This window comes from Paenibacillus glycanilyticus (genome assembly GCF_030161375.1).
Taxonomy (GTDB): Bacteria; Bacillota; Bacilli; order Paenibacillales; family Paenibacillaceae; genus Pristimantibacillus; species Pristimantibacillus glycanilyticus_B.
The window spans coordinates 77368-94622 of record NZ_BSSQ01000013.1 but is presented as its reverse complement, the minus strand read 5'-3'; the positions used below and the strand labels follow the sequence as shown (position 1 = coordinate 94622).

Annotated in this window: 19 protein-coding genes; 1 reads left to right on the top strand and 18 read right to left on the bottom strand. The window is 51.4% G+C overall.

What is annotated here, in order from left to right; translation table 11 throughout:
* Positions 1-86: 86 nt before the first annotated feature.
* The 7 genes from QQK89_RS15050 to QQK89_RS15020 all read right to left on the bottom strand — a co-directional run bounded on the left by QQK89_RS15050 (position 87) and on the right by QQK89_RS15020 (position 8661).
* Positions 87-2366 carry a hypothetical protein gene (locus tag QQK89_RS15050; RefSeq protein ID WP_284239390.1) on the bottom strand — a complete coding sequence of 760 codons (2280 nt, stop codon included), beginning with the start codon at positions 2364-2366 and terminating at the stop codon, positions 87-89.
* Positions 2367-2633: a hypothetical protein gene (locus QQK89_RS15045; protein ID WP_284239389.1), complete on the bottom strand. Its 267-nt coding sequence runs from the start codon at positions 2631-2633 to the stop codon at positions 2367-2369.
* A 68-nt stretch (positions 2634-2701) separates the two neighbouring features.
* On the bottom strand, positions 2702-4261 hold the full coding sequence (locus QQK89_RS15040) for an FAD-dependent oxidoreductase (protein ID WP_284239388.1): 1560 nt from the start codon (positions 4259-4261) through the stop codon (positions 2702-2704).
* The gene (locus QQK89_RS15035) at positions 4254-5480 is read right to left on the bottom strand and encodes a hypothetical protein (RefSeq protein ID WP_284239387.1); all 1227 of its coding nucleotides are present in this window, start codon (positions 5478-5480) and stop codon (positions 4254-4256) included. Before QQK89_RS15035 ends, QQK89_RS15040 begins: the two co-directional genes overlap by 8 nt.
* A 52-nt stretch (positions 5481-5532) precedes the next feature.
* Positions 5533-6357: a carbohydrate ABC transporter permease gene (locus QQK89_RS15030; RefSeq protein ID WP_284239386.1), complete on the bottom strand. Its 825-nt coding sequence runs from the start codon at positions 6355-6357 to the stop codon at positions 5533-5535.
* The gene (locus QQK89_RS15025) at positions 6354-7238 is read right to left on the bottom strand and encodes a carbohydrate ABC transporter permease (protein ID WP_284239385.1); all 885 of its coding nucleotides are present in this window, start codon (positions 7236-7238) and stop codon (positions 6354-6356) included. Before QQK89_RS15025 ends, QQK89_RS15030 begins: the two co-directional genes overlap by 4 nt.
* 82 nt (positions 7239-7320) lie before the next feature.
* Positions 7321-8661: an ABC transporter substrate-binding protein gene (locus tag QQK89_RS15020; protein WP_284239384.1), complete on the bottom strand. Its 1341-nt coding sequence runs from the start codon at positions 8659-8661 to the stop codon at positions 7321-7323.
* A gap of 189 nt (positions 8662-8850) precedes the next feature.
* Between QQK89_RS15020 and QQK89_RS15015 the strand changes: the two genes are divergently transcribed.
* Positions 8851-9831 carry an aldo/keto reductase gene (locus QQK89_RS15015; RefSeq protein ID WP_284239383.1) on the top strand — a complete coding sequence of 327 codons (981 nt, stop codon included), beginning with the start codon at positions 8851-8853 and terminating at the stop codon, positions 9829-9831.
* 44 nt (positions 9832-9875) lie between these two features.
* On the opposite strand, the gene QQK89_RS15010 is transcribed toward QQK89_RS15015, so the two are convergent.
* The 11 genes from QQK89_RS15010 to QQK89_RS14960 form a co-directional block, all read right to left on the bottom strand.
* On the bottom strand, positions 9876-11657 hold the full coding sequence (locus QQK89_RS15010; protein WP_284239382.1) for a sensor histidine kinase: 1782 nt from the start codon (positions 11655-11657) through the stop codon (positions 9876-9878).
* Complete coding sequence (locus QQK89_RS15005) at positions 11654-12670, bottom strand: response regulator (protein ID WP_284239381.1); 1017 nt, start codon at positions 12668-12670, stop codon at positions 11654-11656. The genes QQK89_RS15010 and QQK89_RS15005 overlap by 4 nt, the downstream gene beginning before the upstream one ends.
* Positions 12671-13026: 356 nt before the next feature.
* Positions 13027-13224: a hypothetical protein gene (locus QQK89_RS15000; protein WP_284239380.1), complete on the bottom strand. Its 198-nt coding sequence runs from the start codon at positions 13222-13224 to the stop codon at positions 13027-13029.
* Positions 13225-13267: 43 nt separating this feature from the next.
* On the bottom strand, positions 13268-13477 hold the full coding sequence (locus QQK89_RS14995) for a hypothetical protein (protein WP_284239379.1): 210 nt from the start codon (positions 13475-13477) through the stop codon (positions 13268-13270).
* Between the two features lie 42 nt (positions 13478-13519).
* A complete protein-coding gene (locus QQK89_RS14990) occupies positions 13520-13711 on the bottom strand; it encodes a hypothetical protein (protein ID WP_284239378.1) in 192 nt (63 codons plus the stop codon).
* Positions 13712-13757: 46 nt separating this feature from the next.
* Positions 13758-13979: a hypothetical protein gene (locus tag QQK89_RS14985; RefSeq protein WP_284239376.1), complete on the bottom strand. Its 222-nt coding sequence runs from the start codon at positions 13977-13979 to the stop codon at positions 13758-13760.
* 32 nt (positions 13980-14011) lie between these two features.
* Complete coding sequence (locus QQK89_RS14980; protein WP_284239375.1) at positions 14012-14209, bottom strand: hypothetical protein; 198 nt, start codon at positions 14207-14209, stop codon at positions 14012-14014.
* A gap of 53 nt (positions 14210-14262) precedes the next feature.
* Entirely contained in the window at positions 14263-14487 is a 225-nt protein-coding gene (locus tag QQK89_RS14975; protein WP_284239374.1) for a hypothetical protein, read from the bottom strand.
* Positions 14488-14605: 118 nt separating this feature from the next.
* Entirely contained in the window at positions 14606-15286 is a 681-nt protein-coding gene (locus QQK89_RS14970) for a carbohydrate-binding family 9-like protein (protein WP_284239373.1), read from the bottom strand.
* A 2-nt stretch (positions 15287-15288) separates the two neighbouring features.
* Positions 15289-16311 (bottom strand): Gfo/Idh/MocA family protein, encoded by a 1023-nt coding sequence (locus tag QQK89_RS14965; RefSeq protein WP_284239372.1) that lies wholly within the window; start codon positions 16309-16311, stop codon positions 15289-15291.
* Positions 16311-17159 carry a sugar phosphate isomerase/epimerase family protein gene (locus QQK89_RS14960; RefSeq protein ID WP_284239371.1) on the bottom strand — a complete coding sequence of 283 codons (849 nt, stop codon included), beginning with the start codon at positions 17157-17159 and terminating at the stop codon, positions 16311-16313. The genes QQK89_RS14965 and QQK89_RS14960 overlap by 1 nt, the downstream gene beginning before the upstream one ends.
* Positions 17160-17255: the final 96 nt, after the last annotated feature.

Here is a 17255-nt window from a genome sequence, read left to right as displayed (position 1 = left end):
CCTTAAGACGAATCTTTTCTGCTTTTGATTTTACCATACGCTGGAAAATAGTAAAACGACCGCCCCGCAAGGGACGGCCGAGTTCATTAACGAATGGCTACCATAATATTATCGACATTAAATTTTGCCGTACTGGTATCCGGGGAACCAAACATAACGCTATCCAAGCTGCTAGCCGCCGATTTGAACACGGCCTGGCTTACAGCCGGCGTATTCATATCGTTGACGTACACATCAAACTTGTTTGTCGCAGGGTCGGCGGCAATCTTGATGTGATACCACGTATTGGCGCTATACGTCAGGATAACCGCACTGTTGGAGCCATTATAATAGCGAAGCTTGCCGTCGGAGTCGAAATAGACAACCGCTACCGGTGTCGTGCCGCTATACAGGTAACCGGCTTGCACTCGCTGGTTCGTTTGATCCACCTTTATATCAAACTCCTCCACGATCCGGCTGCTTTGCGCGCCGAAGCTTGTAGTAACTTTCACCTCCGCCGTAGCCGAGCCGTCGTTTACCCGCAAGCTTTTGTCCGATGCCGAAGGCGTGTTCTCAACGGTTACGCCACTGCCCGCAACCGTCCATTTGGAAGGTGAAGCCCCCGTCGTTTCCAGGTTAAAATTATCGCTCACGACTTGTTTATACAGCTTAACATTATCGACGTTAAACGCTCCCGTTCCGGTATCGGATGTACCGAACAACGCGCTGTCCAAGCTTGTCGCGCTTACCTTGAAGGAAGCCTGGCTAACGGCGGGAGTCGTCATATCGTCTACATAAACGTCAAACTTGTTAGTCGCGGGATTGGCTGCGAGTTTGATATGGTACCAGGTGTTCGCGCTGTACGGCATAATAACCGCACTGTTGTTGCCGTTGTAATAACGAAGTTGTCCGTCATTCTCGAAATAAACAACCGCTACCGGCACCGTTCCATTATTCAAATACCCTGCGCGGACACGCTGATTCGTCTGATCCAGCTTGATGTCGAATTCCTCTACGAGCTGGCCGCCCTGCAACGGAAAAGCATGGGAAGCGCTGACTTCCGCCGAAGTCGAATTGTCCGATACTCTCATGCTTTTGTTCGTTGCGCTTGGTACGTCCTGCACCGTCACCGCCGTCCCTGCTGTCTGCCAGCCTTCCGGCGCTGCTCCGGTAGTTCCGCCATTAAAGTCATCCAGCACAGGCAGCGATTGACCGTTAACCGGCGTACCGGTTACAGGCGACTGGTCATAGGTTGTCAGAAGCACAAAGCCGCCCGCAGGAACGGTAATGTTGACGCCGGAGGTGCTCATATTGGCATTCGATACGACCGATTCTTTCACCGGCAAGGCATTAGCATCCGTCGGATGATAGCTATCCGTATACTTGTACACATCCCAAGTAGCCTGATTCACGCCGGGAATAGTCACATTAACTTGTCGCTCAGCCGTGCCCCGATTCACCGCCGCAATAGTCCAATGACTGCCGGAGGCTCCCGCCGATTTCCGCGCTACCAGCATTCTAACCTGGCTATCGTACGCGCCAGCTGCTTTGTAAATCGTAGAGCCGCCTGCGACATAACGGCTAAGCAGCGAATACGTATAGAACCAAGGTCTTGGAGTCGGATCGTTAAAAATATCCCACATTCCCCATAACCGGTCATGCTGGGCATCGTCCAGCTCCCATAGGCTTACGCCGCCAGCTCCTTGCAGCACTGCCTGCATCGCCGTATCCGCCTGATGCAGCGCGTAAGAGGAATTTACGACGTTTGGCTGATCGTCGCTGGAAGTTTGGCCGTCCAAGGTGCCGCCTTCCGTAATAAACAAAGGTTTCGGCGCGCTCGACAAGTCGCTGAGCCGCTTCATAACTTCCGTATTGCTTGCGCTCGCAATGGAAGATTGCGAAGGATAGTAGTGAATATCGTAAGCGCCGATGTAAGGCGCCAGCTCAAGCTGATTGGAAGCCGCGTACAAGCCGGTATTAATCTGGTTGCCCGTTGCCATGACGCTAACCGGGAGTCCCTTCGCCGCCAGCTTGCTCTTCAGCCAAATCATTGCCTGTTTGTAACCGGCCCAAGTGATTTTGTTCGACTTTGGTTCATTGGTATGCTGGTAGAACTTAATGTTGGTGTAGCCTTTTGTATTAATGAGATAATCCAAAGCATCAACAACCAGATCGGCATAGGTTTCCGAAGCGTTTTTCGTCAGATCGTCCCCCGCGTAGTCCATTCTCCAAGTCGATAACAGAACGGTTGTGCCGTCAGACTTGAGCTGATCGAGGATTTTGTACAGCTGCTGCATCTCCGGCGTATTCCAGTCGTATTGCCCAACCGTCAGCGTCGGGGAAAAAGCATTCGGAGCGGTCGCGACGCGGGCGAAGCCCATCCGCATTTAATCCGCTCGGGACAAGACCGTGTTCCACTGGGCCGTCGTAAGCGGATCGATGACTCGGTCCGAGCCGATATAAGGGTCAAACTGGGCGCCATACCCGTAGAACGTCTGCGGCAGCGCATCCGTTGCGTACACCGTAATAGGAGTAGCGGCGGCTTTCACTTTGGCTAGGCCCGGGAAGGAAGACACGATAAGGCATAAAGCTAACACAACGACTGCAATCCTGCTCACGCGACGAACGTAACCGCTTACAAAATTCCTTTTCATCAAAGAACCTCCTCTTCAATTTACAGTCCAAAAATGGCAGGAGGAATATTTCCCCCTGCATGGATGGTTTACAATAACGGTTCTGCGTCCAGAATTTGACCGGCCTCAAGCAGCTTCTCCCGCAGTACACCGTAGGGAAGATCTTGAACGGCTACGCCAAGCTCCAGACATAAGGATGCGGCAATGGCCGCCGATTGGCCAAGCACCATGTACACCGGCTCCATCCGAATGGATCCGTAAGCGGCATGCGAGGATGACAACGTAACCGGCAGCAGCAGGTTCGAACATTCCTCGCGCTTCGGGCGAATCGACTGGTAGCTGACCGGATAGAGCAGCTCGTCGTCTTCCCAGAAGGTCCCCTCCAGATGAACCTGACCGTCCTTCGCGTAATGGGAGACGTAATGGGAGTCGAAATAATAGGTGCCAAGTCCAACCGATTCCGGCGCGGAACGCTGCTTCACGGACAGCTCCGTCATGACGTAATCGCTAACCATCCGGCGCCCTTCCCGAACGTAAATCTGGACCGGGAAGCCGCCATTGTCCGTGAATTCATCGGCCGCTAGCCCCCACTTGTTCATATCCTCGCGCACCTGCTGCGGTACGCGCTCGTCATTGGCCAGGAACCACAAGGTGCCGAGAGTGAAGGCGCGGTGCTCCGCTTCGGTCCGTTCTCGCGTCTCGTAATCGCCATCCGCATACGAATAGCTCGCGCCGACAAAATCCACATGGTTCGTATCCGTCTTCCGGTTCGGAATCGGGGTAAGCGTCAGTATATCGTCCAGCGTCAGCTTCGGATTGGCTTCAAACCTGCGGGCAAGAAGCTCGTGAATCAACGGATTATAGTCTGCCGGCTTCTCAATCGGCAATTGATTGTCCGGGTCCGAGCTAAGCGTGAAGCGGTAGCAATACGCCTGCACGCGGTGATCCGATTCGCCTTTTTCGCCCGGACATTCCGGAAGCACGTAAGGAAGAAGGCCGCTGGCCGGGTCATTGTTCACCTGGTAAGCGCTAACGCCTCCACCCTCCAGCGGACCATTATCGAAGACCCCGTTCGTCAACTCGCCATACTTCGAATTCGCTTCACGGCCCGTTACATAAGTGATGCCGGCAAGCGCCATCAGATCGCCTTCATAACCGGTATCGATAAAGAGCTCCGCCTCGTATACCTTGCCGCTCTCCATCTTAATGCTGATGATCCTGCCGTCCTTCTTCACAACGGCATCCTCTAACGCAAGCCGTTCATTCCGCACAACCTCTACGCCCGCTTCGAGCAGCATATTTTCATAGGTTTCGCTTGCTACCTTCGGCTCGAACATCCAGCGGATCTTCAGTTCCTCGTCTCGGCCGAGCCAGAACCGCGTGCCTAGCAATTCATCATAAGCTTCCGGCGATTGTCTGGTCCAATTGGACGCATCCGCATAATGGCGGTAAATATTTCGGTAAAATTCGCGGGCGATGCCGCCAATGCCTTTGCGGTTGTTAATGTCCGTCGCCCCTAGTCCGGAACTGGTCATCCCGCCGATATGAGACGTATTGGCAATCAAGAGTACTTTACGGCCAAGACGTGCGGCTTGCACGGCGGCCGCAACGCCGCCGCTTGTAGCGCCATAAACGATAATGTTATACATGGACAAGCCGTCCTCCCTCTGCATCGAAACATTTGACATGGTTGATTAGCTCGTCAAGATTTACCCATGAAACCCCAACCTTCTGATCCGCAGCGCCATAAGCCATTATGAGCTCCTCGCCTACGACGATTCCTGCCGTCGTAAACAAACAAGGCGTCGGATAATCCGTCGGAAGTTCCCATTCCTGCTGCGCATACATAAGGCGGTCCGGGCAGCGGTGAATGATCTCGGGGAAAGAACCTGCAACATTACGCGCGATCATAAACGACTGCGTATATCCAAACTCGGCATCCTTTTTGCCATGATAAGAAATCAGCCACTCGTTCTCATTAATCGCAATCGGCGGCCAGCTTGCCCCGATCCGGTTCGCTTCCCAATCCAGCACGCTTGTCGCCATCAACTGGTGAACCGCATCTGCCGAAGCCAAATCCTCAAGCCGCTCTGCAGCCGCGATATAAATCGAAGGCGTCGATACGGTGTCTCCAGCCGGGAATGCTCCCGGGGTCATCGGACGGTGCAGTATCACATATTGCTGTTTGCCGTCTATCAGCATCCGGTGCGGGAACGGGAACACGTCGCGGTTATCGCTCCGGCTACCGTCCGTAAGCGGACACACGTAGGCGAAAGCTTCCTCGTATTGACCGGCTTTCAGCTTGTCCAGATCCAGCTTGAACAGTACCGTTACCGTATTGTTCGTGCGAGCCGTCTCGTGAAACGGCGTATCCTGCTCATGCACCCAGGAAGGAATATAATCGTACCGCGTCTCGATCGGCGGATCCTGATCCAGCATCCAATAAGGCCCCGGCGGGAACATCCGGCAAGCAACGGACACATACAGCTCGCCGTCAATCGGGAAGATGCGCGGGTCCTCGATACATCCGTTCGCATAGTTGCGGACGCGCTCGCCATGAATATTCGTAATGTAGATTTCGTCCTCCGCCTGCTTCAAGGCAGGAATCAGCGCTGGGCGACTGAAGTCAGCCGTCCAGGTCTCTCCAAGATCATCGCTGTATGCATAACCGAGGAAAATCGGATAAGGATCATAGCAGCCTTCCTTCCTAGCCGCCGGCCAAGGGCCGGTTGCCCGGAAAAGCATATGCAGCCGCGAGCTGTCCGGATCTTGCACGATAGCGGGATTAAGTACCATTTTGCTAGCCCAATCGCAATCGGGCTGAGGGACGAGCACGGGACCCGCCGTATATTTGAATTGTGGAATCATAGATGAACCTCGCTTTCTAATCTGACGAAAGTGCTAGCAGCGCCCGGGCGTCTTACCCCTTCAAAGCTCCGCTGCTAACGCCGCTAATAATATATTTCTGCAGGAACAAGTAGACGAGAACGAGCGGAGTCACGACAATGACAATTCCCGCCGCCAGAATCGTCCAATCGGTCGAGAATTCGCCGACAAACAGGTACAGACCCGAAGTGAGAGGGCGTTTCTCCTTGTCCGTCAAATACAGGTACGGATTGATGAAATCATTCCATACGTTAATAATCTTCAGCATGGCTACCGTTGTAATCGCCGGCTTGAGGAGCGGCATAATGATCGTCAGGATGTAGCGGAAATACCCGCATCCGTCGAGGGCAGCCGCTTCATCCAGCTCCATCGGGATATTTTTGACGAAGCCAACTAGAATGAACACCATCAGCGCCATATTGATGCCGGAGCTGAGCAGAATGTAACCGCCGTACGTATTTAATAGTTCGGTATACTTCATGAAGAACAGAAGCGGTACAATCCCGTCGGGCAGAAACAGCGTAATGCCGATTAGCCCAAGCAGGAAACCCGTTCCCCGGACATGCTTGCGGGAGATCGGATAAGCGGCCAGCGCCGCAATGACGCAAGTCAGCACTGTGGAGCATGCGGTATAGATCAGACTGTTTTTGAAATTGACGACCATATCGCCTTGCTTCCAGGCTTCCTTGAAATTATCGAAATTCAAAGACTTGGCGATCGCCATGGGCGAATTCAGAAATTCGGTATTGGTCTTCAGCGCGATGTTGACGATCATCAAGATCGGCAGCAGCATAAGCAAGCTGAACAGGATCAGAATGACGTGCGCAAGCCCATAAGGGAGTTTTGCCGTTAATTTCATGAGAGCTTCTCCTCCCGTCTGCGCATATAGGTCTGCACAATAACAACCACGACCGCAATCACAAGGAAATGAATGATGCCAAGGGCGGAAGCGTAACCTTGCGTACCGTTGGAATCAAAGATCGTCTTGAAGACAAACATGCCAAGCGTCATGGTCGAATCGTCCGGACCGCCGTTTGTCAGAATCATAATCAGGTCAAACACGCGGAGGCTTCCGATAATGCTAAGCAAAATATTAACGCCGATAATCGGCTGCAGCAGCGGCAGCGTAATATGGCGGAATGACTTCCAGCCCACCGCGCCGTCCATGCTGGCCGCTTCGTAAATATCCTGCGAGATCCCTTGAAGCCCCGCGAGATACAAGACCATCGCATAACCAACCGACGTCCATACCTGAACGAATATAACAAGCGGCAGCGCCAGCTTCGAATCGCCAAGCATGCTTGAGCTGGTGCCAAACAAGCTTAAGATCTGGTTCATCGGCCCCGAATACGGATCGAAGATCAGCGTCCAGACCAGGCCGATAATGACAACCCCAAGCACGTTTGGCATGAACAAAATCGAGCGATAGGCGTTTTTGCCGCGAATTTTCAAATTGACGAGCACGGCTAAGGCCACGCCAAGAACGTTCTGTATAACCGTCGTAAAAAAAGCAAACGTAAACGAAATGCCAATCGCGTTCATCAAGTCGTCGAAGTTGATCGTTAGCGCGTTTTTGTAGTTTTTCAGGCCTACCCAACTGTAATGGTCGATGTTGCCGTTAAAATCCGTCATGGAGAAAAAGAGCGTGCCGAGCGCAGGATAAATTTTGAACACGAAAAATAATAGTAAAGCCGGCAATATGGCCATCCATGGTGCCCACGAGCGATAAGTTTTGACCATTGTTCCACTCCTTTCTAATCGTTGGAGTCAACAAACCCCGCACGACGGCAGGGCTTGTTAACTGTTTGTCCAAACACTTCGCTTATTTCCAGTTAGGCTTGCTGTCTTCGTAATCCTTTTGCCATTGCTTCGCCGCATCCTCCGGCTTCATGCCGCCGGTTGCAACTTTGATGAGCAGATCCAGCTGGTACGTAGAGCCCGAGTTTTGAATATTGGTGAATTGGTCCACCGCATCCTTAGCGGACAATTGGTCATTTATCTTCTGAGCAAGCGGATCCTTCATCGTGATGCCGTCCATAACCGGGAATTGGTTAACGGTATCGATGTACAGCTGGTAGTTATCCTTTTGGCTGAATGCTTCCAGGTATTTCAGAGCCGCTTCTTTGTTAGGCGAGTTGTTCGCAATGAACCAAGCGCCGCCGATTTTGGCATAACCAATCTTGTTCTTGGCCGCGTCGTCCGTAGCAGGAACGATAAACGTGCCTACCTCGAAGTTAGGTTTCGCGTCGTTGATTTGCGTCAGGCTGAACGTGCCGTCGATCGTCATGGCGGCTTTGCCTTGCGCGAACAAACCAGGCGCTTGTCCGTATGCCAGACCGAGGGAGTTCTTCTGGAAGTATTTGCTCAGCGTCTGGAACTTCGTGAATACCTCGAGCCATTCCGGATCGGTGAACTTGCTGGTCAGCGCCATCACGTTGGCATTGTCTTTGCCGTAGAAGTCCGGCTTCGCGCCGCGTACGATCGAAGGCTCAAGCGTATGCACGATTTGCTGCATCGGCCAGCCGTCTTTGCCGCCTACGAGAATCGGATCAATGCCCGCGCCTTTGATTTTGTCTAGCAGCGCCGTAAACTCCGTCCAAGTCGTAGGCTCCTGCAGGCCCAGATCGCTAAAGATCTTCTTGTTGTAATAAGCGACTAGGCTGACCTTGTTCCATGGCAAACCGTATTGCTTGCCGTCGTAGTTCAGATTCTGCAGCGCGTCCTGCTTGAAGTTGCCAAGGAAGCTTTGCCCCGACAAATCCATCCACAGCTCGCGCTGGTCGGCCGAGTTCATCGTCTTGTAGTCGCCTGCTACGATGTCTACTTCGTTCGCGGCAATACGGGAGTTTTTCAGCTGCTGGTAGCTTTGGGTAGGCGTTGCGTCATAACGGATTTTAATATTCGGATTTTCCTCTTCGAACTTGGCGTTGAACTGGTCGAAGAACGCTTTGTCCTCTACGCGCCAGTTAATGATGCGAAGCTCGACCGGCTTGCCGGAATCTTTGCCCGTATCCGGTGCTGCCGATGCCTCCGAGGTTGCCGCCGCATTATTGGCATTGCTCGCTTGGTTTCCATTATTCGCGTTATTGGAACCGCAAGCGGATAATACAGCCGAGGAGATCATTGCCGTCAACACGAGAGAAGCTAGTTGTTTTCTCTTCATCTTTATTTCCCCTTTTCCCTAATCTGTCGTTGCTGCATCTCCAATATTATCGGATGTAAGCCTTTGCTTGAATTCTCAATCCTCTTCATTATGATTCTATTTTCTTCAATTGTTTGACTTGGAGTTAACTCCAGCAATTAAACTGTAGTTGCTAGAAAAACCAGCCGTTCAAATGGGAGGAAACATGCAATGGAATACGTGAAACTTGGCAATACCGGGCTCGACGTATCCCGGTTTAGTCTTGGCTGCATGAGCTTTGGTATTGCGGAACGTTGGATTCACCAATGGGTGCTTAATGAAGAACAAAGCCGTCCAATTATTAAGAGAGCTATCGAGCTTGGAATCAACTTTTTTGATACAGCGAATGTATACTCCGCGGGAACAAGCGAAGAGATTCTCGGCAGAGCTCTGAAGGACTACGCCAACCGGGATGAAATTGTGCTTTCAACGAAAATACATGGCCTCATGCATGAAGGCCCAAATGGTTCCGGTCTTTCTCGAAAGGCTATCATGAGTGAAATCGATAAAAGTCTTAAACGACTTGGAACCGATTATGTCGACCTTTATATCATCCACCGTTGGGATTACCATACTCCGATTGAAGAAACGATGGAAGCTCTACATGACTTGGTAAAAGCGGGGAAAACAAGATACATAGGCGCCTCCGCCATGCATGCGTGGCAATTTCAAAAAGCACTTTTTACAGCTGAGAAAAATGGTTGGACAAAATTTATATCCATGCAAAATCACCTTAATTTGATTTACCGGGAAGAGGAACGGGAAATGTTGCCGCTCTGCAAGGACGAACAAATAGGAGTAACCCCCTATAGTCCTCTTGCTTCGGGTAGATTAATTCGAGATTGGTCCGAAACTACTCAACGTTCCGCAACCGATCACATTCAGAAATCGAAATATGATGAATTCGCAAACAGCGACCGGCTTATTGTGGAAAGAGTAGCGGCACTTGCCGAACATCACGAAGTTCCGCGTATTCATATCGCGCTTGCCTGGTTATTACAGAAAGAAACCGTAACGGCTCCGATAATCGGAGCTACAAAATCAGCTCATCTTGAGAGCGCCGTAGGCGCCCTTTCCGTAAAGCTAACTGAAGAAGAAATAAAGTCATTGGAAGAGCTTTACGTTCCTCATAAAATAGTCGGTCACTCCTAACATTGGCCCATAAATAAATAGCGATGCAGGAAATCCTGCATCGCTTAAATTGATAACGGAACCGTAACCGTCACGACCGTCCCTCTGCCTTCGAAAGCATGCAGCTTCAGCCCGTAACCTTCGCCGTATTGCAGATGGAGACGGGAATGCACGTTAACGAGACCGTACGAATCCTCTCCCCGGTAACTGTCCGGATCCGCAACAACTCTTGCTAGCCGCTCCTGCAACGTATGAAGCAGATGCTCTGGTATACCCGGACCGTTATCCATGACCTCGATAAACAGCTTATCTTTGTCGCTGTATGCGCTGATCCGAATGACTCCATCTCCGCCTCTAGGCTCAATGGCGTACTTGATTGCGTTCTCGACCAGCGGCTGCAGCGTCAGCTTGACCATCCGGCAGCTATGATACTTCTCGTTCACGAGCACCTCGCTTGCGAACTCCTCCGGAAACCGGATATGGATAATATGGAGGTATTGCTCCAGCGCTTTAAGCTCCTCTCCCAGCGTCACTTCTTTCTCCCGCACGTTTGCCGTATAACGGTAGAAATCCGCTAGGTTATGGGTCATGTCAACCACTCGCTGATTGCCTTCGAAGTAGGCAATGCTCTTAATAATATCGAGCGTATTGTACAGAAAATGCGGGTTGATCTGGTTTTGCAGCGCCTGGATCGTCGCTTCGTTTTGCCTGATGTGCAGCTGCATTTCTTTTTTCGTCAGGTCCATTACTTCGTCAATCAGCGTCTGCAGCCGGTCGGTCATCCGGTTGAATTTCATACTTAATATTTGGATCTCGTCAGGCCCGGGACTGAACTCGGTTCTTACGGTCAGATCACCGTGCTCCATCCGGTTAACCGCCGTCATTAACCTCCCGATCGGCGATACGAACCGTTTGGCCAGAGCTGGAACAATCAGAAGCACCAACAACATGATAATAGCCATCATAATAACCGTTGTCCGCTTGGCGGCCTTAAGCCCGGATGCCATTTCGTCAAGCGGCACGGCAGAGACGATGGTCCAGCCTTGGCTTGGCATATCCCGGGTACCAATCAGCATGCTGGTATGATCGATGGTTTGCATTGCGGCAGTTCCCTTGAACGCCAGGTCCATATCAGCTAAGTTCGTCTCTTCAATCGGCGTGCCGATGAGAGCTTGGTTAGGATGGAATACGGTCAAATCCTTCTGCGCGTCAATCACATAGAACTTCCCCGTCTCCCCAAGCTTCGTCTGCGTAAATAACCTTTCCAGCTCTGCAAACTGCAGATTAAGCACGAGATGTCCGGCTAATTGTCCGTTATATACGCTGTATATCGGCATGGAGATGGAGATCATTGGCAGGGCTTCATTCCGGTAAAATCCGGTTTGTCTCACGATCGAAACTTGAGGCTCTGTATTGGCATATTCGATTTGGGGGATTTCGAAATCCGTCACGCTCGATACGACCCGTCCGTCCTTCGCTACAATCCATAGACCGGCGATATCCCAGGAGTTCAAGACGCGGAACGATTCCAGCGTATTCAGCACCTGATCGGCGTTCTCTTGACCTGTGTCGCCGGGCTGCTCCAGCCAGCGCTGAATTTTCAAATCGCCAATCATGTTCCAGGTCGAACGCTCCACTTGCTGCAAATAATAGTCCAGCTGATAGGCAAGCCGGCTTGTCGCTTCATTTGAAGTCGCCTGATAGTCCCGCAGCACGGCGGTACTGTAGTTGTGGTTAATTAGATATCCGGTTACGAATGTACATACAATACTGCTTACGAGCAGAAGGAAGGTCAGCTTGAATTTGATCGAATAGTTATACCACGAGAAGCGGCTCTTAATGCTCATATCCCTCTAGCCTTCCGGAATTCATTAGGCGACACGCCTTCCGTTTCTTTAAAAATGCGGTTAAAGTAAGACATCGTCGTGTAACCGACGAGATCCGCAATATCGTATATTTTAAGATCCGGCTCAAGCAGCAGCTCTTTGACCTTCTCCATACGGACTTTATTAATGTAGTTAATGAGCGTCATCCCCGTCTGGCGTTTGAAAACGTTGCAGAAATGCGACACGCTCATATGGCATCGCTCGGCCATCTCCGTTAGCGATATATTTTTCCGGTAATGCTGTTCCAAATAGGCGCAAGCCTCCCGGATGACCTTTTTATCCAGTTGATAACTATCGCTCGATTGCGTTTGCAGCGAGTGATTCAAGAGTTCGTCAAAACGCGCAACGATCTGCTCCTCCGTCAGTTCTTCTCCCGATTGAAAGGGTTGGCTTGTCCCGGCCATGCCTTTGCCAAGCCGTTCCGTCCACTTCGTATATAACAACCGCAGCAGCGCCGTGTAATAGGCCGGATACGTCTCCCGAAGAGCAAAGACGGAATGGAGAAGCTGGTGAAGATGCTGCCGCAGATCGGGCTGATCTTTGCTGGCGAGCTCCTCCAGAAAAGACTGGACCTTGAGCAAATATAAATGCCATTTATCATTGTCTTCAAGTCTGGCGTACAGCCGCTGCATCGCCTCTCTTAACTCCTGCTCCTTAACCGGCTTAAGCAAATACTCCGATACCTTGTACTTCATCGCTTGCTGCGCATATTGGAATTTATCGTACCCGCTTATAATAATCGTTTCCATCGGAAGCTTTTTCTCCGCGATTTGCTCCACCAGCCACAACCCGTCGCGCTGCGGCATCATAATGTCCGTTACGACAAGGGTTGGCCATAACTCCTGAAGCATATCCCATGCCTCCTGGCCGTTCCGGGCTTCACCGACAACTTGAAATCCTTCCGTGGTCTCTATGATGTCTACAATCATTTTGCGAATCCAGATTTCATCTTCAGCTACCAGTACTTGAAACACGGCAATCCGTCCCTTCGGGCTATGACTATGGATCGAGCGAGAATAGCTTTAGTATACATCAAACGTAACACTCAATTTTACGGAAAACTCCTCAATCTTGCGCCTCCGTATTAATCCAGATGCCAAAGATGCAGCGGCGAAATCCGTATTTAATGCCGCTAATTCATCATCAACATTGTGGATAACGAAACCTGTGGATATGTGGATAGGAATTGTGTATAGTTGATTTTTCCCGAAAGTTAACTGCATTAATATGTGCGTAACCCTGTGAATAACTGAAATAAGGAACCAAACTGCCGTCCTAGAGCAGCACAAATGGCGATGCTCAAGGCAGCGCCACTCTACTGTTAACGAGGTTAACGATTAATATATTGAATTTTGGAAACGGGGATATAGACCGGAACGCCGGCATCGAGGAATTTGGCATTCCCCTCAAAGAAACCGGCCCAGATCGCATTTGTTAACTCTATCGTTACGGCATTTACCGTCGTGATCTGTTCGCCGATCGCAAGGGATGCGAGGATCTCGACCAGATTGGATGTTCTGCAACTCAACTCTTCCATCTCCTTTCCACCTAAGAGATTTGGGCAGAAACATTCAGCGAACAACAACAGCTCTAATATTCTCTAACGGGATATATACGGTATCGTTATCTACCGGTGAAATAATCGTCGCGTTACCCCCCGCAAATCCAGCCCATGTTCCCTCCAGGGACGTATAATCGAGGTATAGCGTAATGGCTTGGCCAATCGGCAGCGTGCTCAGCACGGCATATACGCTGCTCGCTCCGCAGCTTTTTCCTAACATCTGTGTCACCACCTTCATTTTGCGTGCAAACGATCGGGCTGGTTATCTCGTAATGTAACGAATCTTCGACAGCGGAATATAGACAGGCAAGCCAGCGCTAATGAATCTTGCATTTCCTTCATAGAATCCAGCCCAGACCGCGTTCGTATACAGTACGGAGCCTATGCTGACAACAGCAAGAACTTCCCCAAGCGGAAAAGAACTCAAAATCTCGTAGATGGATGCATCCGACAAACAGATCATCTCCTTTCATGGGCAATCTCCCGTAGGCCAGCGGGTATTACCGGATCGTAATGGACTGGATTTTGTCCAAAGCGATATAAACCGAACTCGTCTCTCCGGGTAAAATAATCGTAGCGTTACCGGCTGCAAACCCCGACCAAGTGCCTTCGAGCAATACGTCTTCCATTACAACCGTAATCGGCTGACCGATTGGAAGAGTGCTTAATACCGCATAAGCCGGACCGTATCCCCTGCTTTTGTTCCCGTAACTGTTTGACATGTCTCCATTACCACCTCTTTCATGCTTGCCTGTTAATGATGAATATATTGGATTCTCGACAACGGGATATAGACCGGGACTCCGGCATCCAGAAACTTTCCGTTTCCTTCATAAAATCCCGCCCATAGGACATTCATCAAAAAGGTTGTTCCCGCGCTTACAACCGTCAGCTGCTCGCCGATCGGCAAACTTGCCAAATATGCATAGATAGCCGGTTTCGGGGTACTCAATGCTCATCTCTCCTTTCCATGCTGCTCCGCTTCGGCCTTAAAGCCGCGTAAGGTCACGGGACGTAAACGGCAATAACCTGGTTCAATGGGATATATTGCGTCGAACCATCCAGTGCCGAAATAACGGTTGCGTTCCCTTCCGTAAAACCGCCCCATGTCCCGTCATGGATCGAATCAACGACGGTTATGGTTACCGCCGCGCCTAACGGCACCGTGCTCAATATGGCGTACGCGCTTTTGGACCCGTACGTTTTGTTGCCGCAGCTTTTATCTGACATGCCAGCTCACCACCTCATAAGAGAATTGGTACAGTGTATGTGCTCGGACAAGATTTGCTTGTACGAATAAAATCGAATCTATGAAATAGGCTTAAAACAAAAAAAAGACCGCATCCCCTTATCGGGAAAGCAGTCTAGAGACCGTCGTTTGGCGTCCGCCAAACATAATCATGCCAAAGCTGTCAGGACGGTGGAAGTTAGGGACGTCGGATTGCACCGGTGACCAGCTTAAATAATGGGGCTCTGGCGTCAAATCGCCGCATTTATAGAAATTGCCCCTCATCACCGTGCCGGGAATAGCTCGAAATGTTGGAAACCACTCCTGCACAAAAGTGAATGGAATCCGCAAATACAGCTCCCAATACATCCTCCCGCCTACCGGCTCCCAAAGCCCAACTTCAGAGCGTATGCCGAATCGCTGCCCGGCATTGGCAACCGCAATGCGGTTACGCTCCTTGCCCGGTTCGCCGATTTCAAGAAGCAACATCCCTGCCGCGTTAAGCTCAAAATTGAAGTAACGCGCATCTTCCGCGGGCAGGGGCTGAAAGAAAAACTCCACGCAGCTGTCTTCGTAGACCGGAGCGCCGTCTTGTCTGTGCCGTATGACGGGAGCTACCTCAAATACTTGGAACTGCAAGTACAGCGCATGGTCATCATATACGCCGCGTACTTCAGTCTCGGGAGGTTGCGCTACGGCGCTCCATTGCTGATAAGCCACGGTTGCGGGCGGCAGCTGCCGCCACTGTTCCTTCGACAGGTCTGCCGCCGACTCGCAATAAGGAAACTGCTTGTTCGTCATGGTCAGGGCACGGCGATCCAAGCACCGCGTTGATCGGCCGATTCCCGTTCCGCCGTGACGATCTCAATGCTGGCTTTCGTGCTGGCCGGCGTTGCTGTCGTGAGCGGCAAGCCTTGCGCGAGTGCTTCGGTGAAATATTTCAACTGATAATAGTAGCCGTGATCCGCTGGCAAATCCGCGGTAAAACCTGCCCCGTCATTCGGATTCACTCTGACGGAAGCGCCGTCGAACTGCAAGTTGCCATGCTCAAAGTTAACCTTGAAGCCCATCTCGAAGCCAAAATCGCCATTCAGCGTCCAATCCACCTGGGCGGACACGATTTTGTTGTCGGCGTAGCGGTACTGGGTCGACACGATATCATAACCGCTGCCCGCAATAACGTTGCGACCGGAGCAAGACACCGCTTCAGGTTTCCCGAACAGCCAATTGACCATATCGGTATCATGCACGTGCATATCGAGCAGCGCGCCGCCGCCCTTCTCGTTCTGAAGCACCCATGGTCCCCAAGTTGGCGTGCCGCCTCCGCGGTAGAAGTAACCGCTCGTTACTTCCCCGTATTTGCCGCTGCTGACGAGCTCCTGCAGGTAGACGTAAGCCGGCCAGAACCGCAAGCATTGTCCAATCATTAATTGCTTCCCGCTTGCTTCCGCCGCTTCCGCCATGACGTCGCATTCTTCCGCGTTCATCGCCATCGGCTTCTCGCACAGCACATGCACGCCGCTATTTAGGCATTGAACGGTTACATCCCGGTGAAGGAACGTCGGGAGCGTAATATCAACCATGTCCAGCTGCTCGCTCTCCAGCATCGCCTGTACCGAGGTGTATTTGTTGAACCGGCTATAATCAATCGCGTTATCGGATGCTGTATCGATGTTGCCTCCGCTGCCGCCTCCGTTTAGCTTTGCTTCATCCACATCGCATAGCGCAACAACGCGGATTGGAGCACCTTCTCTCTCGAGGCGCAAATAGTTCTCGAGATGGGTTTTGCCCATAAAACCAAGTCCAATCAGTCCAATATTCAGCATTAGCGTTCCGTCCTTCCCAAGATGGCATCCATCGCCGCCGACGTGTTATATACAATTTGTTTCGTATGATGGTTGTATGGCGGAATCATCTCCGCAATAACGTAACCGTTATAGTTGATCGCCTCAAGCGCGGCCATCACCGCCGGATAATCGACGTCGCCGGCCAGCAGATCAACAAAGCCGTGCAACCCGCCTGCCTGACGGCGGTAATCTTTGAAATGAACTTTCTTGATTCGTTTGTTCAGAATCGAGATCCAGTGTTCGGGATAACCGGAGTACACGACATTGCCGACGTCAAAGTATGAACCTACATAATCGGAACCAACCGCATCTATAAAACCGCGCATTTCAAGCGGAGACAACAAAAATTTGTTCCATACGTTCTCGATGCCCACCGCTACTTTGACCGCTTCCGCTTCCTTCGCCAGCTTCGAGAAAAAGGCAAGCGCATTGTCGTACGCCCGGTCGTAGGGAACGACTGGAGCGTTCGGGATAAAGTCGACGCCAACGGCGCCAGGCACGATCAAGATGGAATCTACGCCAAGCGCCGCGGCAGACTCCAGCTGCTTCCGCGCAATATCGAAAGCTTTGCCGCTAACTTGCTCGTTCTCGCTTGTTGGCGGGTAATCCCAATACAAACCGCTTGCGAGGCTCGACAACTCGATGCCGGTATCGTCCGCGAAACGGCGGATCGAGCGGACCTCTTCTATCGTGCTTTCCAAGCTAAGCGGTCCCGACTCGTTCAGCGACAGCTCGATGCCGTCGAAGCCGGCGTCCTTCGCGAGTACAATGCTTTCCTCTATCGCCATGCCGGATGGAAAAGACCAGATATTAATCCCTTTTTTCATCTCTAGCGTACCTCCTCGTATGCTCTTGATAAGCCCATTATAATGGCCGTCCGCATGCCTGCCTTTAGCAGATCAGCCGGACCTTTTGCACAGCTT

Bases quoted from the DNA above. Each gene is read 5' to 3' on its own strand.
- QQK89_RS15010 (WP_284239382.1), bottom strand. From the start codon at position 11,657: ATGAGCATTAAGAGCCGCTTCTCGTGGTATAACTATTCGATCAAATTC.
- QQK89_RS15020 (WP_284239384.1), bottom strand. From the start codon at position 8,661: ATGAAGAGAAAACAACTAGCTTCTCTCGTGTTGACGGCAATGATCTCC.
- QQK89_RS14960 (WP_284239371.1), bottom strand. From the start codon at position 17,159: ATGAAAAAAGGGATTAATATCTGGTCTTTTCCATCCGGCATGGCGATA.
- QQK89_RS14970 (WP_284239373.1), bottom strand. From the start codon at position 15,286: ATGACGAACAAGCAGTTTCCTTATTGCGAGTCGGCGGCAGACCTGTCG.
- QQK89_RS14975 (WP_284239374.1), bottom strand. From the start codon at position 14,487: ATGTCAGATAAAAGCTGCGGCAACAAAACGTACGGGTCCAAAAGCGCG.
- QQK89_RS15025 (WP_284239385.1), bottom strand. From the start codon at position 7,238: ATGGTCAAAACTTATCGCTCGTGGGCACCATGGATGGCCATATTGCCG.
- QQK89_RS14995 (WP_284239379.1), bottom strand. From the start codon at position 13,477: ATGTTAGGAAAAAGCTGCGGAGCGAGCAGCGTATATGCCGTGCTGAGC.
- QQK89_RS14985 (WP_284239376.1), bottom strand. From the start codon at position 13,979: ATGTCAAACAGTTACGGGAACAAAAGCAGGGGATACGGTCCGGCTTAT.
- QQK89_RS15045 (WP_284239389.1), bottom strand. From the start codon at position 2,633: ATGAAAAGGAATTTTGTAAGCGGTTACGTTCGTCGCGTGAGCAGGATT.
- QQK89_RS14965 (WP_284239372.1), bottom strand. From the start codon at position 16,311: ATGCTGAATATTGGACTGATTGGACTTGGTTTTATGGGCAAAACCCAT.
- QQK89_RS15015 (WP_284239383.1), top strand. From the start codon at position 8,851: ATGGAATACGTGAAACTTGGCAATACCGGGCTCGACGTATCCCGGTTT.
- QQK89_RS15035 (WP_284239387.1), bottom strand. From the start codon at position 5,480: ATGATTCCACAATTCAAATATACGGCGGGTCCCGTGCTCGTCCCTCAG.
- QQK89_RS15040 (WP_284239388.1), bottom strand. From the start codon at position 4,261: ATGTATAACATTATCGTTTATGGCGCTACAAGCGGCGGCGTTGCGGCC.
- QQK89_RS15030 (WP_284239386.1), bottom strand. From the start codon at position 6,357: ATGAAATTAACGGCAAAACTCCCTTATGGGCTTGCGCACGTCATTCTG.
- QQK89_RS15050 (WP_284239390.1), bottom strand. From the start codon at position 2,366: ATGCGGATGGGCTTCGCCCGCGTCGCGACCGCTCCGAATGCTTTTTCC.